8 protein-coding genes are annotated in these 7,790 nt (G+C 63.4%); 4 read left to right on the top strand and 4 right to left on the bottom strand.

The window, feature by feature from the left end:
* The first annotated feature begins 366 nt into the window (after positions 1–366).
* The 4 genes from WBB95_RS22365 to WBB95_RS22380 all read left to right on the top strand — a co-directional run bounded on the left by WBB95_RS22365 (position 367) and on the right by WBB95_RS22380 (position 4,499).
* Positions 367–957: an antibiotic biosynthesis monooxygenase gene (locus WBB95_RS22365; RefSeq protein WP_424489551.1), complete on the top strand. Its 591-nt coding sequence runs from the start codon at positions 367–369 to the stop codon at positions 955–957.
* The gene (locus WBB95_RS22370; protein ID WP_424489552.1) at positions 954–2,792 is read left to right on the top strand and encodes an amidohydrolase; all 1,839 of its coding nucleotides are present in this window, start codon (positions 954–956) and stop codon (positions 2,790–2,792) included. The genes WBB95_RS22365 and WBB95_RS22370 overlap by 4 nt, the downstream gene beginning before the upstream one ends.
* Before the next feature lie 26 nt (positions 2,793–2,818).
* Complete coding sequence (gene ycaC / locus WBB95_RS22375) at positions 2,819–3,436, top strand: isochorismate family cysteine hydrolase YcaC (protein ID WP_424489553.1); 618 nt, start codon at positions 2,819–2,821, stop codon at positions 3,434–3,436.
* 175 nt (positions 3,437–3,611) lie between these two features.
* Positions 3,612–4,499: a LysR family transcriptional regulator gene (locus WBB95_RS22380; RefSeq protein ID WP_424489554.1), complete on the top strand. Its 888-nt coding sequence runs from the start codon at positions 3,612–3,614 to the stop codon at positions 4,497–4,499.
* Between the two features lie 131 nt (positions 4,500–4,630).
* On the opposite strand, the gene WBB95_RS22385 is transcribed toward WBB95_RS22380, so the two are convergent.
* The 4 genes from WBB95_RS22385 to WBB95_RS22400 all read right to left on the bottom strand — a co-directional run.
* Positions 4,631–5,578, bottom strand: coding sequence for a D-isomer specific 2-hydroxyacid dehydrogenase family protein (locus WBB95_RS22385; RefSeq protein ID WP_424489555.1), 948 nt, complete (start codon positions 5,576–5,578; stop codon positions 4,631–4,633).
* Positions 5,575–6,744 carry an acyl-CoA dehydrogenase family protein gene (locus tag WBB95_RS22390; protein ID WP_424489556.1) on the bottom strand — a complete coding sequence of 390 codons (1,170 nt, stop codon included), beginning with the start codon at positions 6,742–6,744 and terminating at the stop codon, positions 5,575–5,577. The genes WBB95_RS22385 and WBB95_RS22390 overlap by 4 nt, the downstream gene beginning before the upstream one ends.
* 69 nt (positions 6,745–6,813) lie before the next feature.
* Positions 6,814–6,990, bottom strand: coding sequence for a hypothetical protein (locus tag WBB95_RS22395; protein WP_424489557.1), 177 nt, complete (start codon positions 6,988–6,990; stop codon positions 6,814–6,816).
* Positions 6,987–7,790, bottom strand: an 804-nt coding sequence (locus tag WBB95_RS22400) for an LLM class flavin-dependent oxidoreductase (RefSeq protein WP_424489558.1), incomplete at its 5' end; no start/stop codon positions are given. The genes WBB95_RS22400 and WBB95_RS22395, both read right to left, overlap by 4 nt.

The following is a 7,790-nucleotide window of genomic DNA, read 5'->3' on the forward strand; positions in this document are numbered from 1 at the left end:
CACGATGGCCGCACGCAGGCTTGAATCCGTGGGTAACCCGGCAGGACGCCGGGTTAGCCGTGTTGGGCCATGGATGGCCCGTCACGGCGGCCCACGGATTCAAGCCGGAGTGCGGGCACACCGAGCCGGAGGCGAGGTGCCGAGTGGAGGGGCAAGAGCGTTTTGGTTACTTTTGCGCTCTATAAAAAGTGACCCGCTGTAAGAGCGGAACCCATAGAGGCCATCACCCAAATAACGGATATGCCCACAAAGCAAAGCAAGCCCCCCGAAGCCCCCCAAAAAAACAGCACATACATCCAATTCCCCAAAACCCAACCCCCCCAGACTCCCCCAACGCTCAACTCTCCAGGGGGGAATCAAAAAGCCATGGACCCAACACCCAAAACCAGCCCAGACGAAGTCGTCACCCTGGTCGTCAAACACCTCATCAAGCCCGGCCACGAAGCCGACTACGAAGCCTGGCTGCGCCGCATCGTGCGTATCGCCGGCGAGCGTCCCGGGCACCTCGGCGTCGATGTCGTGCGCAGCCAACAAAACAGCCTGGCACTGTTCACCTGCGTCCTGCGCTACCGCTCCACCGACGCGCTCGAACGCTGGCTCGACTCCCCCGAGCGCAAAACCCTGATCGACGAAGCCGCGCCCTTGCTCGCCAACGGCGACAACACTGAAATCGGTGCGGTCAACGAGTTCTGGTTCGCCCCCCTGGCTGACAGCGCCGCCAAACCCCCGCGCTGGAAACAAGCAGTGGTCACCCTGTTTGTGATCCTGCCGCTGACGCTGCTGATTCCGATCATCTGGGGGCCGGTGCTGCGCCTGCACCCGTTCCTCTCCAACTATGTGGTCGCCACCTTCCTGGTGACCGTGACCATCGTGCTGCTGGTGGTCTACCTGCTGATGCCGGCCGCCACCCGCCTGTTTGCTCCCTGGCTTGAAGCCTCTGTTAAGGAAACCCTATGAACGCCGATCTGATTCTGTTCAATGGCCAGTTCCACACCGTGGACCGTGAAAACCCGCGTGCGACCGCCGTCGCCATCCGCGAGGGCCGCTTCGTGGCCGTCGGCACCGACGGCGAGGCCATGGCCTTGCGCGGCAGTGGCACCCAGGTCATCGACCTCAAGGGCCGCACCGTGATCCCCGGGCTTAACGACTCACACTTGCACCTGATCCGTGGCGGGCTGAACTACAACCTCGAACTGCGCTGGGAAGGCGTGCCCTCCCTGGCCGACGCGTTGCGCATGCTCAAGGACCAGGCCGACCGCACACCCACGCCGCAATGGGTACGCGTGGTGGGTGGCTGGAACGAATTCCAGTTCGCCGAAAAGCGCATGCCGACCCTGGAAGAACTCAACCAGGCCGCGCCGGACACGCCGGTGTTTGTGCTGCACCTGTACGACCGCGCCTTGCTCAACCGTGCTGCCCTGCGGGTGGCCGGTTACACCAAGGACACGCCGAACCCGCCGGGCGGCGAGATCGTGCGCGACAGCAACGGCAACCCCACCGGCATGCTGGTGGCGCGGCCGAACGCGATGATTTTGTACTCGACCTTGGCCAAAGGCCCGAAACTGCCGCTGGAATACCAGGTCAACTCGACGCGCCAGTTCATGCGTGAACTCAACCGCCTCGGCCTCACCAGCGCCATCGACGCCGGCGGCGGTTTCCAGAATTACCCCGACGACTACGCGGTGATCGAGCAACTGGCCAAGGACGAACAGCTGACGATACGCATCGCCTACAACCTGTTCACCCAAAAGCCCAAGGAAGAACTCAGCGACTTCAAGCACTGGACCGGCAGCGTCACCCTGCACCAGGGCGATGACTACCTGCGCCACAACGGCGCGGGCGAGATGCTGGTGTTTTCCGCGGCGGATTTCGAGGATTTCCTCGAACCGCGCCCCGACCTGCCGTTGACCATGGAACAGGAGCTGGAACCGGTGGTGCGCCACCTGGTCGAGCAGCGCTGGCCCTTCCGCTTGCACGCCACGTATGACGAATCCATCTCGCGCATGCTCGACGTGTTCGAGAAGGTCAACCGCGACATTCCGTTCAATGGCTTGCCGTGGTTCTTCGACCATGCCGAAACCATTACGCCGAAAAACATTGAGCGCGTACGGGCGCTGGGCGGCGGTATTGCGATCCAGGACCGCATGGCGTTCCAGGGCGAGTACTTTGTGGAACGCTACGGCGCCAAAGCCGCCGAAGCCACGCCGCCGATCAAGCGCATGCTCGCCGAAGGCGTGCCGGTAGGGGCGGGCACCGACGCCACACGCGTGTCGAGTTACAACCCGTGGACCTCGCTGTACTGGATGGTCAGCGGCCGTACCGTGGGTGGTCTTGAACTGCACGCCGAAGGCTTGCCGCGCCTCACCGCGCTGGAGCTGTTTACCCATGGCAGCGCCTGGTTCTCGTCCGAGCAGGGCAAGAAGGGCCAGATCAAGGTCGGCCAGTTAGCCGATGTCGCCGCGCTCTCGGCCGATTTTTTCAGCGTCGATGAAGAAGCCATCAAGTGGATCGAATCGGTACTGACCGTGGTCGGCGGCAAGGTGGTGTATGGCGCCGGCGACTTCGAGGGTTTTGCCCCGCCGCGTGTACCGGTGCTGCCGGACTGGTCGCCGGTGGTCAAGGTGCCGGGCCATTGGCGCCCGACCTCGCCGTTGCAGGCGCAAGTGCATCAGTGCAGCGGCCCGTGCGGTGTGCATGCCCATGGCCATGAAAAAGCGCGCCTTTCGAACGCACCGGTCAGCGACTTCCAGGGTTTCTGGGGTGCGTTTGGCTGTTCGTGCTTTGCCTTCTGATTTAAAACCCCCAAAGGAGTTACCCCATGACTTACAAGCGCTTGAACAAAGACGACGCCGTGGTGCTGTTGGTGGATCACCAGACCGGCCTGATTTCTCTGGTGCAGGATTTTTCGCCCAACGAATTCAAGAACAACGTGCTGGCCCTGGCCGACGTGGCCAAGTTCTTCAAGTTGCCGACCATCCTCACCACCAGTTTTGAAAGCGGCCCTAACGGCCCTCTGGTGCCAGAGCTCAAGGCACTGTTCCCGGACGCGCCGTACATTGCGCGCCCTGGCCAGATCAACGCCTGGGACAACGAAGATTTCGTCAAGGCCGTCAAGGCTACTGGCCGCAAGCAGATCATCATTGCCGGTGTGGTGACGGATGTGTGCGTCGCGTTCCCGACCTTGTGCGCCCTCGCTGAAGGCTTCGAAGTGTTTGTGGTTACCGACGCTTCCGGCACCTTCAACGAAACCGTGCAACAAGCTGCCTGGGCGCGCATGACAGCCGCTGGCGCTCAGTTGGTGAACTGGTTCTCCGTGGCCTGCGAGCTGCAGGTTGACTGGCGCAACGACATGGAAGGCCTGGCCAACCTGCTGTCGCCGCGCATTCCCAACTACCGCAACCTGATGAACAGCTACTCGGCGTTTACCGCCAAGTAACCGGTTCTCAAGCCCCTGATCATTCCCACGCTCTGCGTGGGAATGCATCCAGTGACGCTCCGCGTCACGACCTGCAAGCAGACACAGAACGTCCAGGGCGGCATTCCCACGCAGAACGTGGGAACGACCAAGTGTGCGTGTTATAAAACCGCTAAATGTCTACCGAGAAGCGACAATGAACCCCTTCGAAGACATGCGCCTGTTCTGCCAGGTCATGGAATCCGGCAGCTTCACTGCCGCCGCCGAACAACTGGGCCTGTCCAAGCAATTCGTCAGCCGCCGCCTGATCCAGCTGGAAGAGCGGCTGGGCGTGCGCTTGCTCAACCGCTCCACCCGCCGCCTGGATGTCACGCCGCTCGGCCAGAGTTACTACGAGTCCGCCTTGCGCCTGCTCAGTGAAGTCGAGCAGGTGGAGCAGGGCATCGCCGGCCAGAACAGCGAGCCGCGCGGCACCCTTCGCCTCAGCGCGCCGTTGTCGTTTGCCATGGCCCACCTCGGCTGCCTGTTGCCGTTGTTCCTGCAACGGCACCCGCACGTGTCGGTGGAGGTGGATTTGAGCGACCGCCCCGTGGACCTGATCGGCGAAGGCTATGACCTGGTGCTGCGCATCGGCACGCTCGAAGACTCCACCCTGATTGCCCGACGCATCGCCAGCATTCAGCGTGTGTACTGCGCCAGCCCCGACTACCTGGCCCTGCGCGGCACGCCACTCAAACCCGACGACCTCGCCGACCACGATTGCCTGCCCTACGGCCATGGCCGCCAGGTGCAATGGCGGTTTCAGACCAAGGGCAAGTTGCAGTCGGTGAATGTCGCCGGGCGCATGCGCGTGAATAACGGCGAGTTGCTGCGCGACACCGCGATCGCCGGGCTGGGCGTGACTTACCTGCCGACCTTTATCGTCGCAGACGCCCTGAAAGACGGGCGCTTGGTGACGGTGCTCGAAGACTTCGCGCCAGAAGCCCTGACCCTGTCGGCCGTCTACCCCCAGCACCGGCAGAGCTCAAGGCCGGTGCAGGCGTTGGTGGAGTTCCTGCGCGAGCGCCTGGCCGGTGGTTGCTGAAAAACTGGCAAGACGCCGACCCCCTGTGGGAGCGGGTTTGCTCGCGAAAGCGCAGTGTCAGCTGCCTTATTTGTCGCTGACACACCGTATTCGCGAGCAAGCCCGCTCCCACCGTTTGAAGGGGGCCGGGCTCAGAGACGGACGAGGTTCGTCAGTTCCAAACCGCTCAAATAACGCTCCAGGTTCGCCAGGAACGTATCGGCAATCTCGTGCTTGCTGTTCGTCGAAATCGCCGACGTATGTGGCGACAGCCGTACGCGCGGGTGGGTGTACAGCGGGTGTCCGTCCGGCAGCGGTTCTGGTTCGGTGACGTCCAGCGACGCCAGGCCGATCTGGCCGTTATCCAAGGCTTCCAGCAACGCCTCTTGATCCAGCAAACCACCGCGAGCGATGTTGATCAGGTGCAGCCCCGGCTTGGCGCTGCCCAGCACCTCGCGGTTAACGATATGCCGCGTCGCCTCGGTCAGCGGCGCGGCCAGCACCAGGTGGTCGGCACGGGCGAACAGGTCGTGGATGTCCTTTGCTGCTTCAACACCGTCGACATCGAAGGGCGTCTGGCTCTGACGCAGCGCGACGACATTGATCCCCAGGGCCTGGGCTTTCTGCGCGAGGCTGCGACCAATCGCACCAAAGCCGAGAATGCCCAGCGTGGTGCCCTTGAGCGGGCGCAACGCGGTGAAACTCCATTGCGCATCCTGCACCCAGATCGCCGGCAAATGCTTGGCCGCGGCGAAGATTGCCGCCAGGGCAAATTCTGCGAGGTTATCGGCGGCAGCGCCCCGTGAGGTCGTCACCGACGGGCCGTTGAACAGCCATTGCGGGTAGAAGTCGATGCCCGACGACACCAGGTGCACCCACTTTGCACCGTACGGCCAGCCCGGCGGCGGCGTATCAGGCGCGGTATAGCCGCGCACATTAATCGGGCGCAGCAGCAGGATATTCGCCTGGGGCGGCAGGTCACTTGGCACGCCGACGGGCACGCCGATCACTTGGGCTTCAGGGTGCAGCGGTGCGAGGCGCTCGCGGATCACTTGGTTGAAATCTTCGTCCAGCTGACTGGCGATAATCACCTGACTCATGTGCGTTCCTTCTGACGTTGGGCGAACACAGCTTTGCCGACGCCTTGCAGCACGGCGTCGTTCTGTGGGGTATGCACGCGGCTGCAGAGCACGTCGCGGTAGTGCCGTTGCAGCGGGCTGTGGCGCGACAGGCCTGGGTTGCCCGAGGCTTCGATGGCCAACTCGACGGCGCGAATGGCGTTGCCGGTCACCAGGTACTTGAGCTGCGCCGCGTTGGCTGCCGGGGTGTGTCCTTCGGCGGCGGCATCGAGCAGGCTGCGGTTGGCGAACAGCAGGGTGTCGATATGCCCGACGGTTTCCTGAAAGCGTGGCAAGGTCGACAACGCGGCGCCAAGGTTGGAAGGCGTGCGTGACTCCAGCCAATTCACCAGCCAGTCGCGGGCGGCCTGGGCCACGGCGTCGTAGACCGACGACAGCAGCACCGACATCCACAGGAAACCGTCGCCATCCAACTCCGGCTGCGGTGCGCTCCAGGGGCTGACACTGACGGCGTGGTCCAGCGGCACCAGCACGTTGTCGAGCACCACTTCGTGGCTGCACGTGGCACGCATGCCCAGGTGGTCCCAGGTGTCGACGATGCTCACGCCGGGGCTGTCCTTGCGCACCAGCCAGGCGCCCACCAACGGGTCGGCATCGTCGCTGCGCGCCCATACGCTGAACCAGCTCAAGCCGTGGCTGCCGGTGGAGTAGATCTTGCGCCCGCTGATGCGCCAGCCTTCGGCGGTGCGTACGGCGGTGGTCGCCGGCAAGCCGCCACGGGCCGGGGTGCCAAGGTCGGGTTCGACGCGCAGGGCGTTGATCAATGCGCCGTTGTTGACGGCGTCTTGGGCGACGTGCACACGCAGGTGCTGAGGCCAGGTTTTGCTGTCTTGCAGGCGTGTGTGCTGCAGGTATTGCATGACGAGGATCAGCGCGGTAGACGGCTCACCCTTGGCAATCGCACTGATCGCCTTGCGTGCCTGGAGCAGGCTTGCACCGCCGCCACCCAAGGCCTTGGGCACGGTGAGGGCGAGCAGGCCGTGTTCATGCAGCAATTGGAAGTTGGCGTGGGGAAACGCGCCGCTGTCGTCGTACAGCGGCGCGGTGCTGGCCAGTTCGGCGCTGAGGCGTTCGAGCAAGGCTTCGAAGTCGGCGACTTCCACGGAGCGTAGCGAAGGCTGGGTCATATGCAGGTACTCGGTCAAAAAGGTGGCAGCTGGCTTGCCTGTGAAGGCGGTGAGTCCGTCAGCAGGTTTTTACTGACAGGCCGCTATCGCAGGCTGTTGACCCACCCAGCGCTCCACCTCCCGCAACACCGTTTCATCCACCCGGCGCTGACGCTGGTCAATGTTGACCTGCAACGCAGCAGGCGCCCAGGTCGCCAGATGGTCGGCGTGCACATCGGCCGGTTGGCGGTTCAACGATTCGCTCATGCCAGCGCCTCCTGCTGTTCTTCGACCTCGGCGGCGCTGTAGCGGTTGGCCGGCACGTCCAGGCCCAGGTTGTCGCGCAAGGTGTGGCCGCTGTACTCGCTGCGGAACAGGCCGCGTTGCTGCAGCACCGGCACCACCAGTTCGGTGAAGTACTGCAAACCATCCGGCAGCACCGAATTGATGATGAACCCGTCACTGGCGCCGCTCTCGAACCAGGTCTGGATCGCGTCGGCAACTTGTTCCGGTGTGCCGACAAAATCACGCTTGGGCCGCGAGAAACGCAGGGCCACTTCACGCAAGGTCAGGCCTTCGTCCCTGGCCAATTGTTTGATGCGGTCGGAGCCGCCTTTCTGGCTATTGGAGCCCAGGTCGCCCAGCTCCGGGAACGGCGCGTCCAGCGGGTATTGGCTGAAATCGTGGTCATTGAACGGACGGCCGAGGGCGACGATGGCGTCCTCGATCGACACCAGCTCTACGGCTTGCTGGTAACGGCTTTCCACTTCAGCCGCATCACGGCCGACAATCGGGCGAATGCCCGGCAGGATCGACAGGGTGTTGGCATCGCGACCGAAGCCCTTGGCGCGACGCTTCAAATCGGCAGTGTAGGTTTTGGCTTCTTCGATGGTTTCGACGTGCACGAAAATCGCATCGGAATGTTCGGCCGCAAAGTTACGCCCATCCTCCGAGGTGCCCGCCTGGAAAATCGCCGGCTGGCCCTGGCGCGAGCGTGCGATGTTCAGTGGACCCTTGACCGAGAAAAACTCGCCTTTGTGGTTCAGCGCATGCAGTTTGTGCGGGGT

The organism is Pseudomonas sp. (genome assembly GCF_049645325.1).
In the GTDB taxonomy this organism is placed as follows: Bacteria; Pseudomonadota; Gammaproteobacteria; order Pseudomonadales; family Pseudomonadaceae; genus Aquipseudomonas.